Origin of the sequence: Streptosporangium carneum (genome assembly GCF_027922005.1) — a bacterium.
GTDB lineage: Bacteria > Actinomycetota > Actinomycetes > Streptosporangiales > Streptosporangiaceae > Streptosporangium > Streptosporangium carneum.
Genome location: NZ_BSEV01000002.1, coordinates 170,833 through 193,889 on the forward strand (window position 1 = coordinate 170,833; position 23,057 = coordinate 193,889).

The window sequence follows — 23,057 nt, forward strand, 5'->3', positions numbered from 1 at the left end:
GAGTCGTCCGAGCGGCGGCCGCGGTTCAGCGGCGGCGGGCGCCGTACTCCCTGCGCATCTCGGCCACGGCGTCCAGGATCTCGTCCTGGGTCTTCAGCAGCCTCGCCTCGGCCTCCTCGGTGCGGCCCTCGGCGGCCAGTCTGCGGTCGCCGAGCCTGCCGCCCAGCGTCCGCTTCGCCCGAGCCTTCACCTCACGCAGGTTGAGCTTGTCCATGAGACCCACGGTCCACACTCCTTCGGCAGATGAGGCCCCTCAGCTTCCCCGTAGGCGGCCGGATATGCGCCCGGGTCCGGTGCCGCGGGTGCCGCGCCGTGTTCGGCTCGCTACCGCGTCTCCTCCCTGAGGCGGCTCCACAGCCCCGCGAGCGCGGCGACGTCACCCGAGCTCCTGAGGGATCCCTTGTCCGCCTGGCGTCGGCCCCACAGGTGGAGCAGGAGGTCTCCGGGCTCGCCGTCGATCCGCGCGTCCGGCGTCGTTCCCCGGGCCGCCCGCTCCACGCGGTCCTCCCGCAGCGTCACCGCCCACCGCCGTCCGTCGCACTCCAGCTCCACCGTGAGGCCGACGCCCTGCTGCTGCTCGGATCTGTCGCCGAAGTCGTAGGTGAGGAATCCGACGAGCTCGTCGACGCCGTCCGCCGCCAGTCGCGGGTCGACCGGCGTCTCCTGACCGCAGGCGAGCTCCGCGTCGACGCGGTGAACCGCCGTCTCGTGAGCCATCCGCCGGTACCAGAAGCCGACTGTCCGGTCCGGCGGGAACCAGGTGTGGGAGCTCGCCCCGGGGCCTCGGACGACGAGCTGGTCGAGGAGCGCGTCGCGCAGAGAGGTGAACCAGGCCGCCAGGGCGGCGTCGTCGGCCGGTCGCGGGGCCCGCTCGGCGCTCTGCGGATCACGCCCCAGCCGCATGCACAGGATCTTGTGGTCGTACACCTCTCCGACGTGCCGGACGAGATCGCGGTTGGTCCAGCCGGGGCACGACGGCACCGCGTCGTCCGGGCTCCGCCGGGCCACCGCGAGCAGGCGGTCGCTGTCGGCGCGGATCAGGTCGAGGTAGCGAGCATGGTCCATGATCGCATGGTGCCGTACGCCCCCGACAGTTACGGCCGGTCCCGTCCCAGGCCCTCCGTTCCGTCGCGCAGCGGGTTTGCCGGCGGTACCGGGTGAGAAGTCCGATCACTCGACCGAGACTCGACGGCCAGGACGCCGAGGGCTTCCTTCTCCGGGCCTTCGGCGACGAGCGGACGGGCCCCTTGTCCAGGGCGCGCAGCACCCCGGGAGAGATCCGTCGTCACGCCTCGCGTATCCCGAGGATGTACGCCGCGGTGAGCGCGACGGCACGGTCTTCGTCATGTGACAGATCTGTGAGGGCTCGTGACGCCGTGGTTCCCGGGATGCCCGCGAGCGCCTGGGTCAGCCGTCGACGCGCGGACGGTTCGACGGCGCCATGGGCGAGGCTGTCGACGAGCCTGGCGGCGATCTGGTCCGCCGACGCGGGACGACTCGCCAGCGCGCTCAGCGCATCGGCCGCGTCGACGTCATTCGTCCCCTCGACGACCATGTCGACGAGCGTCGGGACCGCGTCGGCCACTCCACGCGCCCCGAGCGCCAGAGCCGCATGCCCGCGGACCGCGACGTCGGAGTTCGTGAGGGCGTCCCGCAGCAGCGCGGTCGCCCCGCCGTTCGGAATCTCGGCGATGGACCGGACGGCGCGTTCGCGCACCTCGGCCGCCGGTGAGCCGAGGCCCTCCGCCAGCAGCGCCAATCCGTCCTCGCCCGACTGCGCCAGAGCCCATCGAAGGGCTCCGGCGACGTTCGGGTCCGTCTCGCTCAACGCTGCCTCGACCAGCGCCTCCACCGGCACCGGAACCTCTTCGACCGAGGACAGGGCCGCGCGCTGGCGCTTGCCCGCGCTCTTCGAGCCCAACGCCTGCAGGAGTGCGACGATCTGGAGGACGTCCTCCCAGCCCGCGGGTTCCGCGGCGCCGATCCGACGCAGTCGGGTGAGCAGCTCCGTCTCAGCCGCGATGCGTTCTCGTGTCCGGCGGATGAGGTCGTCGACGAGCTCTGAGGGCGTGAAGTCAGGATCGTCGAACGCGCGCCTGACGTCACGCAGCGACAACCCCAATGACCGCAGGCTCTCGATATGGAAGATCCGCCGGATGTCCTCGCTGGAGTACTCCCGATAGCCGGCGTCGCTACGACCCGTCGGCCGCACCAGGCCGAGCGAGTCGTAGTGCCTGAGCATGCGGGCGCTGACCCCGGACCGCCGTGCCACGTCACCGATCAACACCGCCCGTCACCCCTCCTTGCCGGCGCCGCCGAGGGCCACGATGCGCTTCGCCTCCTCGATCGCGAACCCGAACCCGGCATCCGGGTCGCGCAACAGCCGTTCCGTGGCGATCGCGTGCGCGCGCACCCGGGGGTCGAGATCCGTCACCGCGGCGCGCAGCGTCGGCACGATCACCTCACCGAGCGCGATCAGCGCCCGGCTGAGGCTCAGCTGCGTCTCACGCTCGCCGCGCCCGAGCTGTGTCGCCAGCACCGCGGCCAACTCGGGCTCCTCGCCTTCGGGCACGAGCACGACCGCTGCCCGCCAGGCGCTCCGCGCCACCTCGTCGTCGGCGTCGGACAGAAGCGCCCGTGTGATGGCCGGCCACGCCTGCCGATCTCCGATCTTGGACAGCGTGTGCAGCGCCTGGCTTCGTGCCTGCGCACGCTCCGAGCGGACCTCCCTGAGAAGCTCCGGGATCGTCGTCGACGCCGGGTGGCGAGTGAGTGCCCACGTCAGCATGTCGCGCACATGGAATTCGGGCTCGATCGCGCATCGTTCGATGAGCTTGTCGACGAACCGCGGGTCAGGGGTCGTGCCGACCGCCAGCGCCGCCCGCAGCCGCACCGACGAGTCGCCGTCCTCCAGCCCCTGGAAGACTCGAGTCGTGTCCGTGTCCTGTTTCGGCATGGCCATCGGGACCACCTCCTTGGCAACAGTGAAGACCTTGTCACTGTGTCAAGGTCAAGCGAGGCCACGCCGCGAGATCACCAGGCGTCCCCTGCCCTCCGAGTCCGGCGCCTGTCAAGCCACGTCAAGGACCGGCCGGACGCGCACGGAGCGCGACGCGGGCAAAGGCACAGTGCACCCCAAAATTGGAGTCGACTTCATATTTGGAGTTGAGTTAGGCTTCCGGCCGTGACCGAGGGACTGCGAGAGCGGAAGAAGCGGCGGACACGGCAACGCATCTCCGAGGTGGCCACCGGCCTGTTCGTGGATCGGGGCTTCGAGCACGTCACGATCGCCGAGGTCGCCGCGGCGGCGGAGGTGTCCGTGAACACCGTCTACAACTACTTCGAGACCAAGGAGGACCTCGTCCTGCCGCCGGACGAGGCGTCGCCGCGGCGGCTCGCCGACATCGTGCGGGACCGCCCCCCGGGCGAGTCCGCCGCAGGGGCCGTGTTGACGCGCCTGCGCGACGAGGTGCGTCGCCGCGACCGCGTACTGGGACTGACCGAGGGGTTCGGCCGGGTTCTGGAGATGATGCTGGCCGCGCCCACGCTCACCGCCCGGCTGGGCGACCTCGGCCGGCAGATGACCGACGCGCTCGCCGACGCGCTCGCCGAGGAGACCGGGGCCTCGCCGGACGACCCGCTCCCCCGCGTGGTGGCCTGGCATCTCGGTTGCCTGCATTCGCTGGTGTACACCGAGATCGGCGGGCGCACCGCGGCCGGGGAGAGCCCCGACACGATCGCCGAGGCGGTGCTGGATCTCCTCGACGCCGCCGAGAGCCTGCTCGGCGAACGCGCCCTCACCTACGCCGTGCGAAAGGACCGACCGTGTTCAGAGTGATCATCTCCGGAAAGTTCGAGGGGCTGACCGACGCGGGGCGCGAGGCGATCCTCGCGGCGGGCGGCGTCGCCTTCACCGAGGCCGGCACGTTCACCCACGACGGGAGCCTCTCGGCGTTCACCTTCCGCTGCCAGGTCCCCGCGGGCCCCGGCGACGGCGAGAACGAGGCGGCGGGGCGGGCGGTCGCGGCACTGGACGCGCACGGCCAGCCGTACCGGATCCTCCGCACCGCGGTGACGGACATGCGCGACATCAAGATCCGCAGAAAGGGCCGGGGATGAGCGCCCCTCGGGGACGGCTCGGGCGCCGCCCGCGGGACGGCGCCCTCCCCTCTGGAGATCACATGATCATGATCATCACCTGGGAGGGAATGGCCGCCTCCGCCACTTTGTGAAAGGTTTCACAAAATAGCCCTCCTCTTGAAGGAGCCGCCGGTGAAACCGTCCGACGACTTCCAGGCTCCAGGCCTCGAACTCTTCCAGTTCCCCCCGCTCTGGCCGGGCGCGCCGTACTGGCTGACCAAACCGACCCTGATGGCCGGGGTCGGGGCCCTGCTGGTCTGCGTCCTGCTGTGGGCCGCGTTCGCCCACCCCAGGCTGGTGCCGCGCGGCCTGCAGAACATCGCGGAGATGGGATATGTGTTCGTCCGCGACCAGGCCGCCAGACCCTTTCTCGGCAAGGACGCCGACCGCTGGATGGGCCTGCTGCTCAGCATCTTCCTCCTGTCCTGGATCTGGAACCTGATGGGCGTGATCCCGCTCGTCCAGCTCCCCGTCTCGTCCTTCCTCGCCTATCCCGCCGTGATCGCCTTCACGGTCTACGTCGTCAAGATCTACGTGGGCGTCCGCGCGCAGGGAGCCAGGGGCTACGTCGGCAACCTCATCCCCCGCGGCCTTCCAAAGCTCACCTACGTCCTGCTGATCCCGCTGGAACTGCTCCAGAACTTCGTGACCTCGCTGTTCACCCACATGCTCCGGCTGGCCGCCAACATGTTCGCCGGCCACGTCATCCTGGCCTTCTTCAGCGCGGTCGGCTTCTGGTTCCTGTTCGAACGGCCGACTCTCCTGGGTGTCCCGCTGGGCGCGCTCGGCGTGCTCATGGCGATTGTGATGACCGGGTTCGAGATGTTCATCCAGTTCCTACAGGCCTACCTGTTCGTGCTGCTCACCGCCATGTTCATCGGCAGCTCACTCAACCCCGAGCACTGAGTCCCACGCCGGGCGGGCCCGTCACGGAGGCCGGGCCCGCCCGGCGGCGACGCGAGGGACACCCGCCGGGGAGCGCGGGCGGCGGGCGTCGTCCGGGGCGTGAGACGTCAACCGGTGGCCAGCAGCGCGGTGACCGTGGCCGCCAGAGCGGTGACGGCCAGGGCGAGACCGGTGAGGACGAACTTGACCAGAGGCACCCGCAGCGCGTGGCGGCCGCACCATTCGAACCACAGCAGCGTGGCCACCGATGCCCACGGGGTGACCAGCGGGCCGACGTTGACGCCGACGAGCAGGGCGAGCAGCCGCGTGTGGTCGTCCTCGGGGACCGCCACCGCGCCGGCGGCGTAGGCGGGCAGGTTGTTGATCAGGTTGGAGAGCCCGGCTCCGGCGGCCGCGGCGCGGTACGCGCCGTCACCGCCGCCGTCGCCGCCGATCAGGTGGGTCATGACCTGGTCGAGGCCGTGGCGTTGCAGCGTGGGCACCACCAGGAACAGGCCGGACACGAAGACCAGGAGCTGCCAGGGGATCAACCGCCAGGTGAGCCGATCCCTGGCCCGTACGGCGAACGCGGCGACCACCACCAGCATCGCGGCGAGCGAGGACACCTGCAGGGGGATGCCGGTGAACAGCAGGCCGGCGAACAGCAGGCAGGCGACGGCGGCGACCCTGAACAGCACGGGATCGGCGGGCGCGACGGGCTCGGACGGGACGTAGCGGTCCACGCCGCGCTGGGCGCGACGCCAGTAGAACAGCCACAGGAACACCATGGTCATCGCGATCGCGACCAGTTGCGGCAGCAGCAGCCGGGTGGCGAACCGCGCGGGGGAGAGCGCGATGCGGTCGGCGGCGAGCAGGTTGGTGAGGTTGGAGACGGGCAGCAGCAGGCTGGCGGTGTTGGCCAGCCAGACGGTGGTGACCGCGACCGGCAGGGGCGCTATCCGCGCGCGGTCCGCCAGCGCCAGCATGACGGGGGTGAGCAGCACGGCCGTGGTGTCGAGGTTGAGGAAGACGGTGGTGAGCGAGGCGAAGGCCACGCACAGCAGGAACAGCGCCGGATAGTTGCCCCGCCCGAGGATCGCCAGCCGGGTGGCCACGACGTCGAAGACGGCGGCTGTCTTGACCAGCTCCGCCAAGATGATCACGCTGGCCAGGAACAGCAGCAGCGGGGCGATCTCCCCCATGCTCGCGCGCGCGTCCGCGACGGGCAGCAACCCGGTCGCCACGCACAGCAGGCCGGCGGCCAGCACCGCGATCCTGATCCAGTCAAGAGGGGAAAGCCGCCACCACGCCATGCGGTCATGGTCGCATCGTCGATCCCGTGCGAGTCCGGGACCCCTGCCGCTCCGGCTCCGACGCCGAAGGGGGCTCAGTCGGGTTCGGGGATGTCGTCGTACTCGGCGTCGCCCTCCTCGGCCCTGCGCAGGCCGATGTCCTCGACCCACGCGGCGGCGAAGCGCCGGATCTCCCCGACCCGCTCCTCGCCGACCCCGTAGGCCTCGAAGTCCTCGTCGGCGATCAGCTCGACGAACTCCAGGCGCATCACCAGCTCGGCGAGGGAGAACTCCTCGTTGTGCAGGCGGGCCAGGTGCTCCAGCTCGCGGAAGCCGTACAGGTGGGAGACGGAGGCGACGTCGATGACGTCGCGGGCGAGGCTGCGCTCGTGCAGGGCGCGCATCTTCAGGCCGACCGCGTCGTCGAGGGAGACGACGGACACGTCTCCGACGATCACGGGCTGCCGCTGGAAGGCCTCTCTGAGCAGGTCGAACTCGCAGCTCTGCTCGGTCACCGGGTCGCTCACCACCAGGCGTCCCATCCGGGGGGTGACCTCGACCACGGTGACGTCGAGGCCCGCCTCCCTGAAGGCGTCCGCGATCCCGTCGGCGACCTCGGGCAGCGGCGTCTCGGCGGCGGTGGCGAAGTCGAGGTCGTTGCTGGGACGCTCGGTGAGACCGTGGGCGTTCATGGCGTAGCCGCCGGCCAGGACCAGCCCGAACCTGGTGCAGGCGGGGAGCACGGCCTGCAGCATCCGTTGCTGGAACGGGGGCAGGGGGATCATCGGGGAATCACTGCCGTCCCAGGCCGCCGAGCTTGTCCTCCCAGGCCCGCCGGTAGCTCGGCCCGAGGCCCCTGCGCAGGGTCGGCCAGTCGGCGACCAGGAGCTCGGCGTTCAGGTATGACTCGGCGTCGGCGCGGACGCCGCCGGTGATGACCGTGCGGTACAGGCTCATCCGCAGCAGCGGGTTCGTCAGGTCGAACTCGGTGAGCCCGGACCAGCCCAGGCGGACGGGCAGGGCGACCACCCCCGTGGCGGGACCGCGCAGGTCGGCCAGGGAGTCGGGGACCCGTCGCTCCACGCCGTCCCAGCGGGACGGAAGCACACTCACCTCTCCAGTATGCCCACGCCGAGGCGGGGCGGGAACGCCCCGCGATCACCGCTCAGCGTCGTGAGCGCAGGCGGGACGAGGGGAGGTCGTGCCTTCCCGAGACGAACTCCTGGAAGGCGATCTTGGCGCGGATCACCGGACGCCGCCAGCGTTCCTCACGGCGCTCGGCCCTGACCATCTTGCGGGGCTGCGGACGCCGGGAGCCGGGGGCGAAGAACCAGTGCGCCCAGGGGGATCCGGGGCGGGCCAGCCGCAGCGCGCCGGGAATCAGCAGGATCGGGACGAACAGTCCCGCCATGCCCGTCCAGATCTTCCCCTTGAGCAGGGTGACGGTGGCGAGCACGAGGTTGGCCACGATGACGCCCGCCGCCAGCAACGCCCCCTCCGCCGTGCCGTCCGACCTCTCCCAGCCGAGCGGCCGCAGGCCGAGCAGGAGCAGCCCGGTGATCGCGATCGCGATGAACACCGCGTCGACCGACGTGCGCCCCTCCTCCTCCCAGTAGACGTCGTGCAGGTGCAGGATCAGCGCGAACTCGTCCAGGACCAGCGCGGCGCCGACGCCGAAGACGGCCGCCGTCAGGGCGTACCAGCCCTGGGAGACGCCGGAGACGAGCAGCCCCGAGACCCCGCCGAGCATGGTCAGCACCACGCCGAACACCACGTGGTGGATGTGCATGTCGCCGACGTTGACGTTGCCGAACCAGCCGATCTTGGCGCGGATGAGCCGGACGTTGATGCGGGTGAAGATGAAGGCGCCGATCAGCGCGACGAAGAAACAGAACAGCGGTAGCCGCCCTGTGTCCACGATCCGTTGCTGGAACAAATCCCCCACTGTTTCCCCAGATTATGCGAGAACGATCCACGATCGCTCGAGGAACCGCCCATAAGGGCGACTACGCCAGGAACCCGCGCAACAGGGCTGCGGTGCCCTCGAGGTGCTCGGCGACCGCCCTGCGCGCGGCGTCGGGGTCGCCCGCGAGGACGGCCGCGACGATCGCCTCGTGCTGGGCGGCGGCGTGCTGGATGTTGCGCTGGAGCACCGGGATGGCGTTGAGCAGGTCGGTGACCCGCAGCCTGGCGTCGGCGCAGGCGGCGGCGAGCAGCGAGGAGCCGGTCAGCTCCGCGATGGCCAGGTGGAAGGCCGTGTCGAGGCGGCGGTAGTCGTCGGGCCCCGCGGAGTTGACCTCTCTCAGCCTCCTCCTGAGCGTGTCACGCCGTTCCCCGTCGATTCCGGCGGCGGCCAGCACCTGGGCCGCGCCGCACTCGACGGCCATCCGGAACGTGAGCGCGTCGGCCAGGTCGTCGGTGCCCATGTCGGCCACGGCCCTGCGCAGGTCCCCCTGGCTCGGGGGCGGCGGGACGTAGGTGACGAACGCGCCGCCGTACCTGCCTCGCCGCACGTCGAGGTAACCCGCCTCCTGCAGGGCGCGGATGGCCTCGCGCAGCGTGACCCTGCTGATCCCCAGGCGCGCGGCGAGCTCACGCTCCGGCGGCAGCTTCTCGGTCACCATCCCCAGCTTGATCGCCTGGAGCAGGCGCTCGACCGTCTCCTCGAACGCGTTGCCCGCGCGGACGGGCCGTAACACGGCCGCCAGGTGCGTCGACTCGTTCAATTCACCTCCAAACCTTGACAAGACATTCTCCGTATACATCAATGGTCTGACACTGGCCCAATAGAACTTCAGTGAGGGGGCTGTGTGGACGTCGGCGAGCTTCGTGACGAGGTGGCGGCGGGACGGATCGACACCGTGCTGCTGGCGATCGTCGACATGCAGGGGCGTCTGCAGGGAAAACGCCTGTCGGCGCGCTACTTCCTCGAGGAGGTGCTGCACCACGCCTCGGAGGGCTGCGACTACCTGCTCGCGGTCGACGTCGAGATGAACACGGTGAACGGCTACGCGACGTCCTCGTGGGAGCGGGGCTACGGCGACTTCGTGATGAGACCCGACCTGTCCACCCTGCGCCGGGTGCCGTGGCAGGAGGGCACCGCCCTGGTTATGGCCGACCTGGCCCTGGAGGACGGCTCGGACGTGACCGTCTCGCCCCGGCAGATCCTGCGAAAGCAGCTCGGCAGGCTGGCCGGGCGGGGCTGGCGGGCGTTCGTCGGGACCGAGCTGGAGTTCGTCGTCTACGACGACACCTACGAGGAGGCCTGGCGCAGGGGCTACCGCGACCTGTCCCCGGCCAACCTCTACAACGTCGACTACTCCCTCCTCGGCACCGCCAGGGTCGAGCCGCTGCTGCGCAGGATCAGGCTCGGCATGGAGGGCGCGGGGATGTACGTCGAGTCGGTCAAGGGCGAGTGCAACCTCGGCCAGCACGAGATCGCCTTCCGGTACGCGGACGCCCTGACCACCTGCGACAACCACTCCGTCTACAAGAACGGCGCCAAGGAGATCGCCGCCCAGGAGGGAAGGTCGATCACCTTCATGGCCAAGCCGAACCAGCAGGAGGGCAACTCCTGCCACATCCACATCTCCCTTCGGGACGGCGACGGGGAGCCGGTCATGGCCGGGGCCGGGCCGTACGGCCTCTCGGACGTCGGGCGGCACTTCATCGCCGGGCAGCTCGCCTTCCTGCGGGAGCTCACCCTGCTCCACGCGCCGAACGTCAACTCCTACAAGCGGTACGTGCCCGGCAGCTTCGCGCCGACCGCGGTCAGGTGGGGCGTGGACAACCGGACGTGCGCGCTGCGCCTGGTCGGCCACGGGCAGTCGCTGCGGGTGGAGAACCGGGTGCCCGGCGGGGACGTCAACCCCTACCTGGCGGTCGCGGCGCTGGTGGCGGCCGGGCTGCACGGAATCGAGAACGAACTGCCGCTGGAGGAGCCGTTCACCGGGAACGCCTACACCTCGGGGGCGGAGACCGTGCCGCGCACCCTCGGGGAGGCGCTGCGGCTGTGGGAGGGCTCCGCCCTGGCGGGGAACGCCTTCGGCGAGGACGTCGTGGCGCACTACGCCAACAACGCCAGGGTCGAGCTGGCCGCCTTCGAGGCGGCGGTCACCGACTGGGAGCTGTTCCGAGGATTCGAGCGGATGTGAGCATGAAGATCATCAATCCGGCGACGGAAGAGGTGGTCGCCGACGTGGAGTTCGCGGACGCGGCCGAGGTCGACCGGGCGGTCGAGCGGGCCGGGCGGGCCTTCGCCGCCTGGCGGGGCGTCTCCCCCGGCGACCGGGCCAGGCTGCTGCGCGCCTTCGCCCGCCTGGTCGGCGAGCACGCCGAGGAACTGGCCGGGCTGGAGATCGCGAACGCCGGGCACACCGTCGGCAACGCCCGCTGGGAGGCGGGCAACGTCCGCGACGTGCTCGACTTCTACGCCGGGGCGCCCGAGCGCAACCACGGCAGGCAGATCCCGGTGCCCGGCGGCGTCGACGTGACCTTCCAGGAGCCGCTGGGCGTCGTCGGCGTGATCGTGCCGTGGAACTTCCCCATGGTCGTCATGACCTGGGGCGTCGCCCCCGCGCTCGCCGCGGGCAACACCGTGGTCGTCAAGCCCGCCGAGCAGACGCCGCTGACCGCCCTGCGGCTGGCCGAGCTGGCCCTGGAGGCGGGCCTGCCGGAAGGGGTGCTCCAGGTCCTGCCGGGGGCCGGGGAGGTGGCGGGCGCGCGGCTGGTCGAGCACCCGGACGTGGCGAAGATCGTGTTCACCGGCTCGACCGAGGTGGGCAAGCGGATCGCGGCCACGTGCGCGGGGCAGGTCAAGCGGATCACCCTGGAGCTCGGCGGCAAGAGCGCCAACGTCGTCTTCGCCGACGCCGACCTGGAGAAGGCGGCGGCGACCGCGCCGTACGCGGTGTTCGACAACTCGGGCCAGGACTGCTGCGCGCGCTCCCGCATCCTCGTGGAACGCTCCGTCCACGACGAGTTCCTCGAACGGCTCACGCGGGCGGTGCTGAACGTCAGGGTCGGCGACCCCCGCGACGAGACGACCGAGATGGGCCCGCTGATCAGCGCGGAGCACCGCGACCGGGTGGCCTCGTTCGTCACCGGCCCGGCGCACGCCGTCGGGCCGTGCCCCTCGGGCCCCGGGTTCTGGTACCCCGCGACGCTGCTCGTCCCGGACAGCCTGGACGACCCCGCGTTCACCGAGGAGATCTTCGGCCCCGTGGTGACGGTCGTGCCCTTCGACGACGAGACGGACGCCGTGCGGATCGCCAACGACACGCGCTACGGCCTCAGCGGCTCCATCTGGACCCGCGACGTGGGCCGCGCGCTGCGGGTGGCCCGCGCGGTCGAGGCGGGGAACCTCAGCGTGAACTCCCATTCGAGCGTCCGCTACTGGACCCCGTTCGGCGGTTTCAAACAGTCGGGACTCGGCCGCGAACTGGGGCCCGACGCCCTGTCCGCGTTCACCGAGACCAAGAACGTCTTCATTTCCGAGGAGTGAGCAGAGCATGCGGCGTTTGCAGGACCGGGTGGCGGTCGTCACCGGCGCGGGCAGCGGCATCGGCCTGGCGACCACGCGCAGGTTCGCCGAGGAGGGCGCCCGCGTCGTGTGCGTGGACCTGGACGAGGCGAGCGGCTCGGCGGCGGCGGCCGAGGTGGACGGGCTGTTCGTCAAGGCCGACGTCAGCAGCGAGGACGACGTCGCCAGGACGTTCCAGGCGGCGTTCGACGCCTACGGCAGCGTGGACGTCGCGTTCAACAACGCGGGCATCTCGCCGCCCGACGACGACTCGATCCTGGAGACCGGCCTCGACGCGTGGCGGCGGGTCCAGGAGGTCAACCTCACCTCGGTGTACCTGTGCTGCAAGCACGCCATCCCCTACATGCGCCGCCAGGGCAAGGGGTCGATCATCAACACCGCGTCGTTCGTGGCGGTGATGGGCTCGGCGACCAGCCAGATCTCCTACACCGCGTCCAAGGGCGGGGTGCTGGCCATGTCGCGGGAGCTCGGCGTGCAGTTCGCCCGCGACGGCGTCAGGGTCAACGCGCTCTGCCCCGGCCCGGTGAACACCCCGCTGCTGCGGGAGTTGTTCGCCAAGGACCCCGAGCGGGCGCGGCGCCGCCTGGTGCACATCCCGCTCGGCCGGTTCGCCGAGGCCTCCGAGATCGCCGCCGCGGTGGCGTTCCTGGCGTCGGACGACGCGAGCTTCATCACCGGCTCCGAGTTCCTGGTGGACGGCGGCATCTCCGGCGCCTACGTCACGCCGCTGTAGCCGAGCCGTCGTCCGTCGTCCGTCGTCGAGAGCGTGCCGGGACGCGGCCCCACACCCCCCACCCCGCGTCCCGGCCACCGGCCACCGGCCACCGGCCACCGGCAGAAAAGAGATCATGTCCCGTCCCGTCATCGGCGTCACCTGCTACGTCGAGCCCGCGAGGTTCACCGTCTGGGAGACGACCGCCGCGCTCCTGCCGTACGCCTACGTCGACCACGTGGCCCGCGTGGGCGGCCAGCCGGTGATCCTGCCCCCCGTGGGCGACCCGGCCGCGGCGCTCGGCCGCCTTGACGGGCTGATCCTGGCCGGCGGCGGGGACGTCGACCCCGCGCGGTACGGCCAGGCCCCGCACGAGCGGACCGGTCACGTCCGCCAGGCCCGGGACGACGCCGAGTTCGGCCTGGTCAGGGCGGCCCTGGAGCAGGGTGTTCCGTTCCTGGGGGTGTGCCGGGGACTGCAGGTCCTCAACGTCGCCCTCGGCGGCAGCCTGCACCAGCACCTGCCCGACGTGGTCGTCCGCGGCGACCACGCCCCGGCTCCCGGCCGCTTCGGCCGGATGCCGGTACGGGCCGCCCCCGGCAGCCTGACCGCCGAGATCCTCGGCCCCGGCCCCGTCGAGGTGGCCCACTACCACCACCAGGCCGTGGACAAGGTCGGCGCGGGCCTGACCGTGACCGCCCACGCGGCGGACGGCACGATCGAGGCCGTCGAACTGGAGGGGCACCCGTTCGCCCTGGCGGTCCAGTGGCACCCCGAGGCCGACGACGAGTGCGCGCTCTTCGAGGCCCTGGTACGGCACGTACGGCGCGCCCGCCCCTGAGCGCTTCACTCCCGGGCAAGGACGCGGGCCGGCGGGAGCCGCCACGCGAGCAGGGCCGGGGCGAGGGAGGCCAGGGCGGCGAGCGTGACGGCCGTCGCCGCCGCGGCCGCCGCCCCCCAGACCAGCGGGCCCGTCGATCCGCCCGCCGTCCCGCCGGTGAGCGGGCCGGTGAACCCGCCCGCCAGCGCCGTCGCCGCCGCCACGCCGCCCACGGCTCCGGCGAGCGCGCCGAGCAGGCCGACGCCGACCCCCTCGAACACGATCAGCCGGGCGAGCGAGCCCCCTGACCAGCCGGAGGCGCGCAGCGTGGCCAGCTCGGCGTCGCGCTCCCGCACGCCGAGGTAGAGCACGTCGGCCACGGCCAGCGCGGCCAGCGTGAACATCACCGTGACGGCGGCGTAGTCGGCGGGGCGCGCCTGGACCACGATGGCGTCGCCGAGCAGCGAGCCGACCACCCTGCCCCTGAAGCCGTAGGTGACGCCGAGCAGCACGGTCAGCCCGAAGACGGCGACGGTGAGCGTCGCCGCGCCCAGCAGGGTCCTGCCCGGGGATCTGGTCAGCCCGCTCACCGCGAGTCCCGCGACGCCGCGCGGCGAGCGCGCCCTGCGCGGCAGCCGTACGGCGGGCCGTACCGCCTCCGCGGGAGGCACCCGCGAGGCCAGCCACGCGGGAGCCAGACCGGCCAGCAGCGCGAGCCCGGTCGCGGCGGGCACGGCGAGCCACGCCCGCTCCCCCGGCGGCGCGACCTGCGCCCACGACGCGACCGGCCAGGCCAGGGCGGCCGAGACGACGCCGGCGAGCAGTCCGATCGCCCCCACCTCGGACAGCACGGTCCCGAACAGCTTCGGCCGCGACCAGCCCAGGCAGGCCAGCACGCCCAGCTCGGACCTCCTGGCCCGCACCGCCGCCGCCGCGCCGTTGACGACGAACAGCCCGCAGACGGCCAGGACCAGGACGAACAGCACGAGCGACTTGTGGTCGGCGGCGTTGAGGATCCGGTAGGCGACGTTCTTGGCGACCCAGCCCTCCTGGAGGGTCAGCGCGGGGCGTCCGAAGGAACCGGCGGGCAGCTCGACCGTGACCGGGGTGGGCGAGGAGCCGACCGTGATGTCCACCTCCAGCCCGGTGGCCGCGACGATGTCCCTGGCCACCTGGCTGATCCGCTCCCTGCTGACCGGGTCGGTCCCGGTGACGCCCGCGACCCGCACCCGGATCACGCTGAGCGGCGCACGGGCGGCGGGACGTCCCGCGGTCCTTCTCACGATCTCCCCGAGCCAGTGGAGGTCGGTGAGCAGCAGCGGCGGCGCCTGGAGGTAGCCGCCGACGTTGTCGTTGGGCAGCAGGTCCCGGCCGCCCAGGAGCACGGCGGTACGGCTGTCGCCCGGCTTGGCGGCGGGCGGGGCGTAGGTCTCCGTCGGCAGCCGGGTCAGCTCGCTGAGGCCGGGGAGTCTCGCCGGGTCGAACCTGCCGACGACGCGGGTGTTGAGCGTGTGCCCTTCGAGGTCGTAGGGCACCGTCCTGCGCTCCAGCGCGCGGAACTGGGTGTCGGCCGCCCCCTCGGGCGCGGTCCCGCGGTCCTTCGCCAGGCCCACCAGCAGTTTGGCGAACTCCGGGTCCGCCCAGACGTCCGGCGGGTTCCGCGCCGGGAGCGCGGCGAGCCTGCGGGCGTCCAGCTGCCGGTACTCGGTCGGCCCCGACGTCCAGTATCTCGTCAGCGGGAAGAAGCGCCAGGTGGGCAGGTTGGTCGACCAGTCGTCGAGCATCGTCTCGTAGGTCTTCGCGGCGTCGGCGGTGAGCCGCCTGACCTCCTCGCCCGGCTGCGTGCCGAGGTAGGACAGCAGCCGCCTGGCCGGCGTGCCCCTGACGACCTTCTCCGCCGCCTCCCGGGGCAGCCTGCGGACCACGATCTCGTCCTGCTGGTCCACGTACGACGTGGTCGCCGCGAGCAGCTGGACCTCCCTGGGGTCGTCCCTGACGGTCATGGGCCTGAGGTAGCGCCCGGTGACCGTCGCCCGGTCCAGCCCGGCCAGCCGGGCCTCGGCGTCCGGATCGACGGCGGCGAGCAGGAACGGGAACGCCTGGGGGACCTGCACCACCGCCTGCCCGGGTCGCAGGCCTCTCCGTTCGGCGCTGCCGTCGATCCCGCTGCCGCTCAGGGTGGACCAGTAGCCGCGCTCGGGCACCGTCCGCTCCGAGGGGAAGGGACTGCTCGTCGAGGGGTCCTGGGACCAGCCGAGCGAGGGGTCGATCCGGACCCGCCTGCCGTCGGCGAGCTCCTCCGTGACCGCCTCCCCGTCGTCGTCCGAGCTGGGTCTGCCCAGGTCGGTCTTGACGGGGCGGCGGGTGACGTACTCGTACCGGGGCTGCCGGAACGGGATGCGGGTCAGCCCTCGATCGGTGACCCGGGTGCGCTCGACGCGCAGCATCGTGCGCTCGCCCCCGTGCAGCACGTCCGTCACGTCGACCCTGACGCCTCCCGAGTGCACGATGTGGCCGACCATGCCGATCGGGGCGGCGACGTCGACGCCGTTGATCCGCTTGATCCGCTCGTACTGGTCGAGGGTGATCCCGCCGAAGACGCCCGACAGGTAGTTGGCGCGGACCAGCCCCTGCGACCGTTCGACGGCCGTCGCGGTGCCCTTCGGGCGGACCAGGATGTCGTACTGCGCGCGGAAGTTCCTCCCGACCGTGCCGACGATCTCCAGGCGCTGGGTCTCCGCGCTGCCGGTCAGCACGGTGAAGCCCGTCGCCGCGATCACGATGCCGAGTGCCAGCACCAGGGCTCTGCCGAGACGGCGGCGGAGCTGGGAGAAGACCAGGCGGATCATCCGAGACGGCCGATCCGGTCGAGCACGTCGGCGGCGGGCGTCACCCGGTCGTCGCCGACCACGCGGCCGTCCCGCATCCTGACCACCCGGTCGCACGCCGCCGCCACCTCGGGGTTGTGGGTGGCCAGCAGCATGGTCATGCCGTACTCCTCCCTGATCGACAGCAGCAGGTCGACGATCTCCTGTCCCGTGGCGCTGTCGAGGTTGCCGGTGGGCTCGTCGGCCAGGAGGAGCGGCGGGCGGGCGATCAGCGCCCTGGCGATGGCCACGCGCTGCTGCTCGCCACCGGACAGCTCGCCGGGCAGCGTGCCCTCCCTGTCCGCCAGCCCGACGGCGGCGAGCAGGGCGCGGGCACGGGCCCGGCGGTCGAAGCCGACCCTGCGCGGGAGCACGGGGACGAGCACGTTGTCGAGCAGGCTGAGCGCGGGCAGCAGGTGGAAGCGCTGGAAGACGAAGCCGACGGCGCGCCGGTGCCGGTCGAGGCCCCTGCGTCCGAGGTCGTCGACGCGCTCGCCGCCGACGTGGATCTCGCCCTCGTCAGGAAGGTCCATCGCGCCGACGAGGTGCAGCAGCGTGGACTTCCCCGCCCCGGAGGGGCCCATGAGGGCGACCGCCTGACCTGCTTCGACCTCCAGGTCGACGCCGTCGAGTGCCCTGGCAGGGCCGTGGGAACGACTGACTCCTCGCACGCTCACCGCAACGCTCATGATCGATACATTGTCACAATGTAGGGAGGCGCGGAAGCCCTTGTTTTGTGACAATGTAGGGACATGCCGCTCAGCCACGCCGTACTGACCCTGCTGGCCGACGGGCCCAGCCACGGCTACGAACTCAAGGCCAGGTTCGAGTCGGCGGTCGGCCCGCAGTGGGGCGGTCTCAACATCGGGCACCTGTACCAGATCCTGGAACGCCTGGTCAGGGACGGCCACGTGGTCCGCAGCCACGTGGCGCAGAACGACCGCCCCGACAAGACGCTCTACCGGCTGACCGAGACGGGCGCCGACGAGCTGCGCGAGTGGGCGGGCGCTCCCTGGGTGCGCTCCTCGGGGTTCAGGGACGAGCTGTTCCTGAAGCTGCTGGCGGCCACCCGCCTCGGCCCCGACGCCCTGGGCGCGTTCGTGTCCGCCCAGCGCACGGCCTACCTGTCGGACCTGGCCGCGCTGACGCGCCTGCGCCGCGAGCAGGGCGACCCCCTGGTCTCCCTGCTGGTCGACGCGGCCATCGCGCACACCAGGGCCGACCTGCAGATCGTCGACGGCGCCGAGGAGCGCCTCGCCGCGACGGCCGCCCTGGGCGGAGCCGTGGACGCCACGGACACCGTGGACGCCACGGACGCGCGGGACGGGCACGCGGAGGACTCCCGTTCGCGGGCGGTGGGCGAGGGGGCCTGAGCGGGAACGCAAGGGGCCAGGGTGAGAAGATCGGCGAGGGACTGTGGCGGCGCGGGGATTTCGCTCGACCGCCGCGTACGGTTAGGCTGACCGCGACACCGATGAATCCCGTGCGGGAGAGCGTCCTGACATCCAGGCCAGGACCCCTGAAGGAGCAAGCCCTCCCCGCGAACCTCTCAAGGCAAAGGACCGTGCGGGTAGGTGCCCTCTGGAAAGCAGGCCCTGCGGCCTCGCCGAAGGTGAAAGTCCGGCAAAAAACGGGCGAAACTCTCAGGCATCCATGACAGAGGGGGAGGATGCTCTTCATCTGACCCCTGCCTGAGGTGCGAACATGTCCCGACCCACGCCGCTGCGCGGCGTCCACGAGGCACTCGGCGCGACGCTGACCGACTTCGCGGGCTGGCTGATGCCGCTCCGCTACGGAAGCGAGTCCGCCGAGCACAACGCGGTCCGTCATGCGGCGGGCCTGTTCGACCTGTCCCACATGGGCGAGATCTTCGTGACGGGCTCCCAGGCGGGCGAGGCCCTCGACCACGCGCTCGTCGGCTACGTCTCCGCGCTCGAACCGGGACGCGCCCGCTACACGATGATCGTCGATTCCCGGGGCGGCGTGCTGGACGACCTGATCGTCTACCGCCTGGCCGACGAGGAGTTCATGGTCGTCGCCAACGCCTCCAACTACCCCCGCGTCGCCGCCGAGCTCACCGAGCGCGCCGGGGACTTCGACGCCGTGGTCGACGACCGCTCGGAGCGCTACGCGCTGGTCGCGGTCCAGGGACCGAGGTCCCGTGAGATCCTGGGCGAGCTGACCGAGGCCGACCTCGACGGGCTCAAGTACTACGCCGGTCTGCCCTCGACCGTGGCGGGGCGCGAGGCCCTCGTCGCCCGCACCGGATACACCGGCGAGGACGGCTTCGAGCTGTTCGTCGCCGCCGAGGACGCCGAGCCGCTCTGGGCCGCGCTCACCAAGGCGGGCGAGCCGTACGGCCTGCTTCCCGCCGGTCTGTCCGCGCGCGACACCCTCCGCCTGGAGGCCGGGATGCCGCTTTACGGAAACGAGCTGTCGTCGGACCTCACTCCGTTCGACGCGGGGCTCGGCCGTGTGGTGAGGTTTGACAAGCCGGGTGACTTCGTCGGAAGGGCCGCCCTTGAGCCGCTCAAGGAGGTCCCGCCGGCCCGTCGTCTGGTCGGACTGATCGCGACCGGTCGCAGGGTGCCCCGCCACGGGTACCCCGTGGTGCTCTCGGAGGACGGCTCCGTCGTCGGAGAGGTGACCAGCGGGGCGCCTTCCCAGTCACTGGGCCGGCCCATCGCCATGGCCTACGTGGACAACGACCTGTCCACCGGCCTGGCCGTGGACATCCGGGGCAGCCGCGAGCCGGTCGAGGTCGTTGAACTGCCTTTCTACAGGAGGAAAAAGTGAGCAACATTCCCGAGGACCTGCACTACACCAAGGAACACGAGTGGATCTCGGGCATTGACGACGGCCTGACCCTCACCGTGGGCATCACCGCCTACGCCGCCGAGGCGCTGGGCGACGTGGTCTACGTGCAGGTGCCCGAGGTCGGTTCGACGGTCGCCGCGGGCGACGCGGTCGGCGAGGTCGAGTCGACCAAGTCGGTGAGCGACATCTTCGCACCGGTGAGCGGCGAGATCGTCGAGGTCAACGAGGCCGTCGTGGACGACCCCTCGCTGGTCAACAGCGACTCCTACGGCGACGGCTGGCTGTTCCGCGTCCGCCTCGAGGGCGACCCGGAGGACCTGCTGTCCCCCGAGGAGTACGCCGCGCTCACATCGGGCGAATCCTGAGATCTCTTAGCTTGTGCCGTGATCATGCGCGTCCGCGAACGCGCATGATCACGGCGTTGTGAAAGCACATGAAGGCAGGGACGGATCAATGGCGATCAGCGTTTTCGACCTCTTCAAGATCGGAATCGGCCCCTCCAGTTCGCACACCGGCGGCCCGATGGCCGCCGCCCACAAGTTCGCCAGGGGCCTCGACGAGGAGGGCCTCCTGGACAAGACCGCCAGGGTCGAGGTGATCCTGTACGGCTCGCTCGGCCTGACCGGCAAGGGCCACGGCAGCGACAAGGCCGTCCTGCTGGGCCTGTCGGGAGAGAAGCCGGAACTCGTCGACGTCGACACCGTGGACGACCGGCTGGCCGCCATGCGCGCCTCGGGAACGATCCAGCTGTACGGCGTCCGGGAGATCCCCTTCGTCGTCGGCGAGCACCTCGTCTTCGAACGCAAGGTCTCGCTGCCGCACCACCCGAACGGCATGCGCTTCACCGCCCTCTCGGAAACGGGCGACACCCTCCGCGAGAAGGTCTACTACTCGGTCGGCGGCGGCTTCGTCGTGGACGAGAACGCCACCGGCGCCGACCGGATCAAGCCGGACGACACCGTGCTGCCGTACCCCTTCACCACGGCCGCCGAGCTGCTCGGCCACTGCGCGGAGACGGGCCTGTCGGTCTCCGGGCTGATGCTGCGGAACGAGAAGGCCTTCGGCCGCTCGGAGCAGGAGATCCGCGACCGGCTGCTCGAGTTGTGGCGCGTCATGACCGAGTGCGTCAGGCGCGGCATCGCCAAGGAGGGCGTGCTGCCCGGCGGCCTGAAGGTCAGGCGCAGGGCCCACCAGCTGCACCGGAAGCTGCAGAACGAGGCCGCGGAGAAGGACCCGCTGCACGCGGTGGACTGGGTCTCGCTGTTCGCCCTGGCGGTGAACGAGGAGAACGCCGCGGGCGGGCGCATCGTCACCGCGCCCACCAACGGCGCGGCGGGCATCGTCCCGGCCGTGCTCACCTACTACGACCGGTTCGTCCCCCACGCCGACGACGACGGCGTGGTGCGCTTCCTGCTCACGGCGGGGGCGATCGGCGTGCTGTTCAAGGAGAACGCCTCCATCTCGGGCGCGGAGGTCGGCTGCCAGGGCGAGGTCGGCTCGGCGTGCTCGATGGCCGCGGCCGGGCTCACCGAGGCGCTGGGGGGAACTCCGGAGCAGGTGGAGAACGCCGCCGAGATCGGCATCGAGCACAACCTCGGGCTGACCTGCGACCCGATCGGCGGCCTGGTGCAGATTCCGTGCATCGAGCGCAACGCGGTCGCCTCGATCAAGGCCATCACCGCGGCCAGGATCGCGCTGCGCGGCGACGGCCGCCACTTCGTCTCCCTCGACAAGGCCATCAAGACGATGCGCGACACCGGGCGCGACATGCTCGACAAGTACAAGGAGACGAGCCGGGGCGGCCTCGCGGTGAACGTCATCGAGTGCTGACCTCGGAGCGGACGGGCGGCTCCCACCCTCTCGCGAGGGGGAGCCGGCCTCCGAACGGATGAGCCAATCTCTCTCCGACAAACAAGACAATCGCCGCAAACTTCACCATCCCGCACAGGGACCCCCCGCGCCACGCCTATGCTGGGTGCCCCTGTCGCGGAGACTCGGGAGGTCACGGTGTCGACGGAGATCCTTGAGCCTGGGGGAACGCCCCAGGGGAGTCGCGTCCGGCACCGCGCCCTGCCCGACGCCCCCTCCCCCGCCCTCCGCGCCCTGCGCTTCCTCGGCTCCCACTGGCTCTTCCTGGCCGCCCTGCTCGCCGGGGCCTCGCTGCGGGCCACGGCCGTGCTCGGCTACCGGCCCGCGCTGTGGTTCTGGGCCGACTCCTTCGTCTACCTCGGCGCCGGGCTCGACCCCCGCCCCATGGAGTCCCGCCCCTCCGGCTACTCCCTGCTGCTGTGGGCGCTGCGCCCGCTGTCCAGCGTCCAGGCCGTGGTCGTGCTCCAGCACCTGCTCGGGCTCGCCATGGCCGGCTGCGTCTACCTCCTGCTGCGCCGTCTCGGCCGCCTGCCGGGATGGGGGGCGACGCTCGCCGCGCTCCCGGTGCTGCTGGACGTCCACCAGGTCCAGCTCGAACACCTCGTCATGGCGGACCTGCTGCTGGAGTTCCTGGCGATGGCGGCGGTCACGCTGGTGATGTGGCGGCGGCGGCCGCCGGTGTGGGCCGCGCTGCTCGCCGGGCTCCTGCTCGCCGCGGCGACGGTGACCCGGACGATCGGGCTGCCCCTGATCGCCGTCGTGCTGGTGTGCATGGTGATCAGGCGAACCGGCTGGAAGACGGTCACGGCCGCCGCGCTGGCCTGCGTGATCGGACTGGGCGGTTACGCCGCCTGGTTCAGGTCCGAGTACGGCTCCTACGGGCTGACCAGAGGAAACGCCTTCCTGTGGGCACGCACCCTCACCTTCGCCGACTGCGCGAAGATCAAGCCGAGCGGCCCAGAGGCCGCCCTCTGCCCGACGGACCCGGTGGCCGAGCGCAAGGCCCCGCCCGTCTACATCTGGGACGGCCAGTCACCGCTGAACAAGGTCAAGGGCACCTGGGCCGAACGCGACAGGCTCGCGGGCGCCTTCGCGACCCAGGCGATCATGGCCCAGCCGCTCGACTTCCTCGCCGCGGGCCTGGCGGACGTGGCTCACGTCTTCGACTGGAACCGCAGGGTCTACCCCACTCCCGGCCCGCAGAGCGCCTACGTCTTCCCCGACGCGGCCAAGCCCTTCCCCGCCGGGGCAGCCTCCCAGGGGCGGACCGCCCAGGAGCTGACCACGGCCTACCAGGGGGCCTCCGGCGAGACCCGGCTCGTCGAGCCCTACGCCGGATGGTTGCGCTCCTACCAGGAGTACGGCTTCCTGCGCGGCCCGTTCCTCGCCGTGATCCTGCTCGTCGGGCTGGCCGGCGTCCTGCTCAACTGGCGGCGGCTCGGCGGCGCGGCGCTCCTGCCGTGGTCGGTGGGAGCCGTGCTGCTGGCCCTGCCGCCCTTCATCGCCGCCTTCGACCACCGCTACGTGGTGCCCGCCGTGCCGTTCGTCTGCCTGGCCGCGGGGCTGGCCTTCGGGACGCGGCGGGAGCCGGAACAGGACACCGGGCCGAAGGAGCGGGCGCAGGAGAAGCGGGAGCCCGAGGCGGACCGGGACGACGAGGAGTGGGTCGAGCTGGCGTGGGGCCCCGACCGGGCCATGGGGGACTGGAGCTCAGCGGGTGACGTGCAGGCGAACGGCCGCCCCGAGCTCGTCGTCGCCGACCGTCTTGCGGACCTTCCCGACGGCGTCCTTGTTCAGCCGCGCGACGATTTTCCCGACGTCGGCCATTGGCCCACAGCTCACCGCGACCCTCAGCCGGTCGCCCCTCACGTGCCTGACCCTGACCCTGCCGAGCCCTTCGACTTCTTTAAGCGCGACCCCCAGCATCGCGGTTCCGGCCCCGGTGCGCCTTCCCCAGCGTCCCCACCCCATGGTGCGCAGCAGCCACCTGATCGCCAGCAGCGCCAGCGCCGTCAGTAGCAGCGCGACCAGCCACCCCAGCCACGGGTGCTCCGCCAGGTGCCCGGCGAGCCCCCGGTCCATGATCCGGTCACCGCGCGACCGGGAGCCGAAC

Annotated in this window: 23 protein-coding genes and 2 riboswitches; of the genes, 12 read left to right on the forward strand and 11 right to left on the reverse strand. The window is 71.7% G+C overall.

The annotated features are described in order from the left end of the window. Positions 1 to 25: 25 nt before the first annotated feature. The 4 genes from PKF00_RS06800 to PKF00_RS06815 all read right to left on the reverse strand — a co-directional run bounded on the left by PKF00_RS06800 (position 26) and on the right by PKF00_RS06815 (position 2,962). Positions 26 to 223, reverse strand: a complete 198-nt coding sequence (locus PKF00_RS06800) for a hypothetical protein (RefSeq protein ID WP_271216508.1) — start codon at positions 221 to 223, stop codon at positions 26 to 28. Between the two features lie 101 nt (positions 224 to 324). Further along, the gene (locus PKF00_RS06805; RefSeq protein WP_271216509.1) at positions 325 to 1,065 is read right to left on the reverse strand and encodes a maleylpyruvate isomerase family mycothiol-dependent enzyme; all 741 of its coding nucleotides are present in this window, start codon (positions 1,063 to 1,065) and stop codon (positions 325 to 327) included. Between the two features lie 220 nt (positions 1,066 to 1,285). Then, positions 1,286 to 2,287 carry a HEAT repeat domain-containing protein gene (locus PKF00_RS06810; RefSeq protein ID WP_271216510.1) on the reverse strand — a complete coding sequence of 334 codons (1,002 nt, stop codon included), beginning with the start codon at positions 2,285 to 2,287 and terminating at the stop codon, positions 1,286 to 1,288. Positions 2,288 to 2,293: 6 nt separating this feature from the next. Continuing rightward, a complete protein-coding gene (locus tag PKF00_RS06815; protein ID WP_309298378.1) occupies positions 2,294 to 2,962 on the reverse strand; it encodes a HEAT repeat domain-containing protein in 669 nt (222 codons plus the stop codon). A gap of 222 nt (positions 2,963 to 3,184) precedes the next feature. On the opposite strand from PKF00_RS06815, the gene PKF00_RS06820 reads away from it, so the two are divergent. From PKF00_RS06820 to atpB, 3 genes are all read left to right on the forward strand, one after another. After that, a complete protein-coding gene (locus PKF00_RS06820; protein ID WP_271216511.1) occupies positions 3,185 to 3,838 on the forward strand; it encodes a TetR/AcrR family transcriptional regulator in 654 nt (217 codons plus the stop codon). Beyond that, positions 3,826 to 4,119, forward strand: a complete 294-nt coding sequence (locus tag PKF00_RS06825) for a DUF6204 family protein (protein WP_271216512.1) — start codon at positions 3,826 to 3,828, stop codon at positions 4,117 to 4,119. Before PKF00_RS06820 ends, PKF00_RS06825 begins: the two co-directional genes overlap by 13 nt. A 153-nt stretch (positions 4,120 to 4,272) precedes the next feature. Further along, positions 4,273 to 5,046, forward strand: coding sequence for a F0F1 ATP synthase subunit A (gene atpB, locus PKF00_RS06830; RefSeq protein ID WP_271216513.1), 774 nt, complete (start codon positions 4,273 to 4,275; stop codon positions 5,044 to 5,046). Positions 5,047 to 5,153: 107 nt separating this feature from the next. Here the strand turns inward: atpB and PKF00_RS06835 are convergent, their stop codons facing one another. The 5 genes from PKF00_RS06835 to PKF00_RS06855 form a co-directional block, all read right to left on the reverse strand. Next, complete coding sequence (locus PKF00_RS06835; RefSeq protein WP_271216514.1) at positions 5,154 to 6,338, reverse strand: SLC13 family permease; 1,185 nt, start codon at positions 6,336 to 6,338, stop codon at positions 5,154 to 5,156. Between the two features lie 74 nt (positions 6,339 to 6,412). Continuing rightward, positions 6,413 to 7,102: a nucleotidyl transferase AbiEii/AbiGii toxin family protein gene (locus PKF00_RS06840; protein ID WP_271216515.1), complete on the reverse strand. Its 690-nt coding sequence runs from the start codon at positions 7,100 to 7,102 to the stop codon at positions 6,413 to 6,415. Positions 7,103 to 7,109: 7 nt separating this feature from the next. Beyond that, positions 7,110 to 7,430: a hypothetical protein gene (locus PKF00_RS06845; RefSeq protein ID WP_271216516.1), complete on the reverse strand. Its 321-nt coding sequence runs from the start codon at positions 7,428 to 7,430 to the stop codon at positions 7,110 to 7,112. Positions 7,431 to 7,482: 52 nt separating this feature from the next. After that, positions 7,483 to 8,262: a hypothetical protein gene (locus PKF00_RS06850; RefSeq protein WP_271216517.1), complete on the reverse strand. Its 780-nt coding sequence runs from the start codon at positions 8,260 to 8,262 to the stop codon at positions 7,483 to 7,485. Positions 8,263 to 8,323: 61 nt separating this feature from the next. Next, the gene (locus tag PKF00_RS06855; protein WP_425582212.1) at positions 8,324 to 9,082 is read right to left on the reverse strand and encodes a FadR/GntR family transcriptional regulator; all 759 of its coding nucleotides are present in this window, start codon (positions 9,080 to 9,082) and stop codon (positions 8,324 to 8,326) included. A 45-nt stretch (positions 9,083 to 9,127) separates the two neighbouring features. Here PKF00_RS06855 and PKF00_RS06860 point away from each other — a divergent pair, with 45 nt between their 5' ends. The 4 genes from PKF00_RS06860 (at position 9,128) to PKF00_RS06875 (ending at position 13,412) form a co-directional block, all read left to right on the forward strand. After that, positions 9,128 to 10,471 carry a glutamine synthetase family protein gene (locus PKF00_RS06860; RefSeq protein WP_271216519.1) on the forward strand — a complete coding sequence of 448 codons (1,344 nt, stop codon included), beginning with the start codon at positions 9,128 to 9,130 and terminating at the stop codon, positions 10,469 to 10,471. Between the two features lie 2 nt (positions 10,472 to 10,473). After that, positions 10,474 to 11,820 carry an aldehyde dehydrogenase family protein gene (locus PKF00_RS06865; RefSeq protein WP_271216520.1) on the forward strand — a complete coding sequence of 449 codons (1,347 nt, stop codon included), beginning with the start codon at positions 10,474 to 10,476 and terminating at the stop codon, positions 11,818 to 11,820. Between the two features lie 7 nt (positions 11,821 to 11,827). Beyond that, positions 11,828 to 12,592: a 3-oxoacyl-ACP reductase gene (locus PKF00_RS06870; RefSeq protein ID WP_271216521.1), complete on the forward strand. Its 765-nt coding sequence runs from the start codon at positions 11,828 to 11,830 to the stop codon at positions 12,590 to 12,592. A gap of 115 nt (positions 12,593 to 12,707) precedes the next feature. Then, complete coding sequence (locus tag PKF00_RS06875; protein WP_271216522.1) at positions 12,708 to 13,412, forward strand: gamma-glutamyl-gamma-aminobutyrate hydrolase family protein; 705 nt, start codon at positions 12,708 to 12,710, stop codon at positions 13,410 to 13,412. Positions 13,413 to 13,417: 5 nt separating this feature from the next. Here the strand turns inward: PKF00_RS06875 and PKF00_RS06880 are convergent, their stop codons facing one another. Then, entirely contained in the window at positions 13,418 to 16,240 is a 2,823-nt protein-coding gene (locus PKF00_RS06880; RefSeq protein ID WP_271216523.1) for an FtsX-like permease family protein, read from the reverse strand. Next, a complete protein-coding gene (locus PKF00_RS06885; RefSeq protein ID WP_271216524.1) occupies positions 16,237 to 16,947 on the reverse strand; it encodes an ABC transporter ATP-binding protein in 711 nt (236 codons plus the stop codon). The genes PKF00_RS06880 and PKF00_RS06885 overlap by 4 nt, the downstream gene beginning before the upstream one ends. Positions 16,948 to 17,010: 63 nt before the next feature. Here PKF00_RS06885 and PKF00_RS06890 point away from each other — a divergent pair, with 63 nt between their 5' ends. From PKF00_RS06890 to PKF00_RS06910, 5 genes are all read left to right on the forward strand, one after another. Further along, positions 17,011 to 17,631 carry a PadR family transcriptional regulator gene (locus PKF00_RS06890; protein WP_271216525.1) on the forward strand — a complete coding sequence of 207 codons (621 nt, stop codon included), beginning with the start codon at positions 17,011 to 17,013 and terminating at the stop codon, positions 17,629 to 17,631. A 103-nt stretch (positions 17,632 to 17,734) separates the two neighbouring features. After that, positions 17,735 to 17,833: riboswitch (glycine riboswitch) on the forward strand. Next, a riboswitch (glycine riboswitch) is annotated at positions 17,834 to 17,928 on the forward strand. Positions 17,929 to 17,962: 34 nt separating this feature from the next. Continuing rightward, positions 17,963 to 19,054 (forward strand): glycine cleavage system aminomethyltransferase GcvT, encoded by a 1,092-nt coding sequence (gene gcvT, locus PKF00_RS06895; protein ID WP_271216526.1) that lies wholly within the window; start codon positions 17,963 to 17,965, stop codon positions 19,052 to 19,054. Further along, positions 19,051 to 19,440, forward strand: coding sequence for a glycine cleavage system protein GcvH (gene gcvH / locus PKF00_RS06900; protein ID WP_271216527.1), 390 nt, complete (start codon positions 19,051 to 19,053; stop codon positions 19,438 to 19,440). Before gcvT ends, gcvH begins: the two co-directional genes overlap by 4 nt. A gap of 88 nt (positions 19,441 to 19,528) precedes the next feature. Beyond that, complete coding sequence (locus tag PKF00_RS06905; protein WP_271216528.1) at positions 19,529 to 20,905, forward strand: L-serine ammonia-lyase; 1,377 nt, start codon at positions 19,529 to 19,531, stop codon at positions 20,903 to 20,905. Positions 20,906 to 21,082: 177 nt separating this feature from the next. Further along, complete coding sequence (locus PKF00_RS06910) at positions 21,083 to 22,963, forward strand: hypothetical protein (protein ID WP_271216529.1); 1,881 nt, start codon at positions 21,083 to 21,085, stop codon at positions 22,961 to 22,963. Positions 22,964 to 23,057: the final 94 nt, after the last annotated feature.

Bases quoted from the DNA above. Each gene is read 5' to 3' on its own strand.
- PKF00_RS06805 (WP_271216509.1), bottom strand. From the start codon at position 1,065: ATGGACCATGCTCGCTACCTCGACCTGATCCGCGCCGACAGCGACCGC.
- PKF00_RS06815 (WP_309298378.1), bottom strand. From the start codon at position 2,962: ATGGCCATGCCGAAACAGGACACGGACACGACTCGAGTCTTCCAGGGG.
- PKF00_RS06835 (WP_271216514.1), bottom strand. From the start codon at position 6,338: ATGGCGTGGTGGCGGCTTTCCCCTCTTGACTGGATCAGGATCGCGGTG.
- PKF00_RS06840 (WP_271216515.1), bottom strand. From the start codon at position 7,102: ATGATCCCCCTGCCCCCGTTCCAGCAACGGATGCTGCAGGCCGTGCTC.
- PKF00_RS06855 (WP_425582212.1), bottom strand. From the start codon at position 9,082: ATGTATACGGAGAATGTCTTGTCAAGGTTTGGAGGTGAATTGAACGAG.
- PKF00_RS06865 (WP_271216520.1), top strand. From the start codon at position 10,474: ATGAAGATCATCAATCCGGCGACGGAAGAGGTGGTCGCCGACGTGGAG.
- PKF00_RS06870 (WP_271216521.1), top strand. From the start codon at position 11,828: ATGCGGCGTTTGCAGGACCGGGTGGCGGTCGTCACCGGCGCGGGCAGC.
- PKF00_RS06875 (WP_271216522.1), top strand. From the start codon at position 12,708: ATGTCCCGTCCCGTCATCGGCGTCACCTGCTACGTCGAGCCCGCGAGG.
- PKF00_RS06880 (WP_271216523.1), bottom strand. From the start codon at position 16,240: ATGATCCGCCTGGTCTTCTCCCAGCTCCGCCGCCGTCTCGGCAGAGCC.
- PKF00_RS06885 (WP_271216524.1), bottom strand. From the start codon at position 16,947: ATGAGCGTTGCGGTGAGCGTGCGAGGAGTCAGTCGTTCCCACGGCCCT.
- PKF00_RS06890 (WP_271216525.1), top strand. From the start codon at position 17,011: ATGCCGCTCAGCCACGCCGTACTGACCCTGCTGGCCGACGGGCCCAGC.
- gcvT (WP_271216526.1), top strand. From the start codon at position 17,963: ATGTCCCGACCCACGCCGCTGCGCGGCGTCCACGAGGCACTCGGCGCG.
- PKF00_RS06905 (WP_271216528.1), top strand. From the start codon at position 19,529: ATGGCGATCAGCGTTTTCGACCTCTTCAAGATCGGAATCGGCCCCTCC.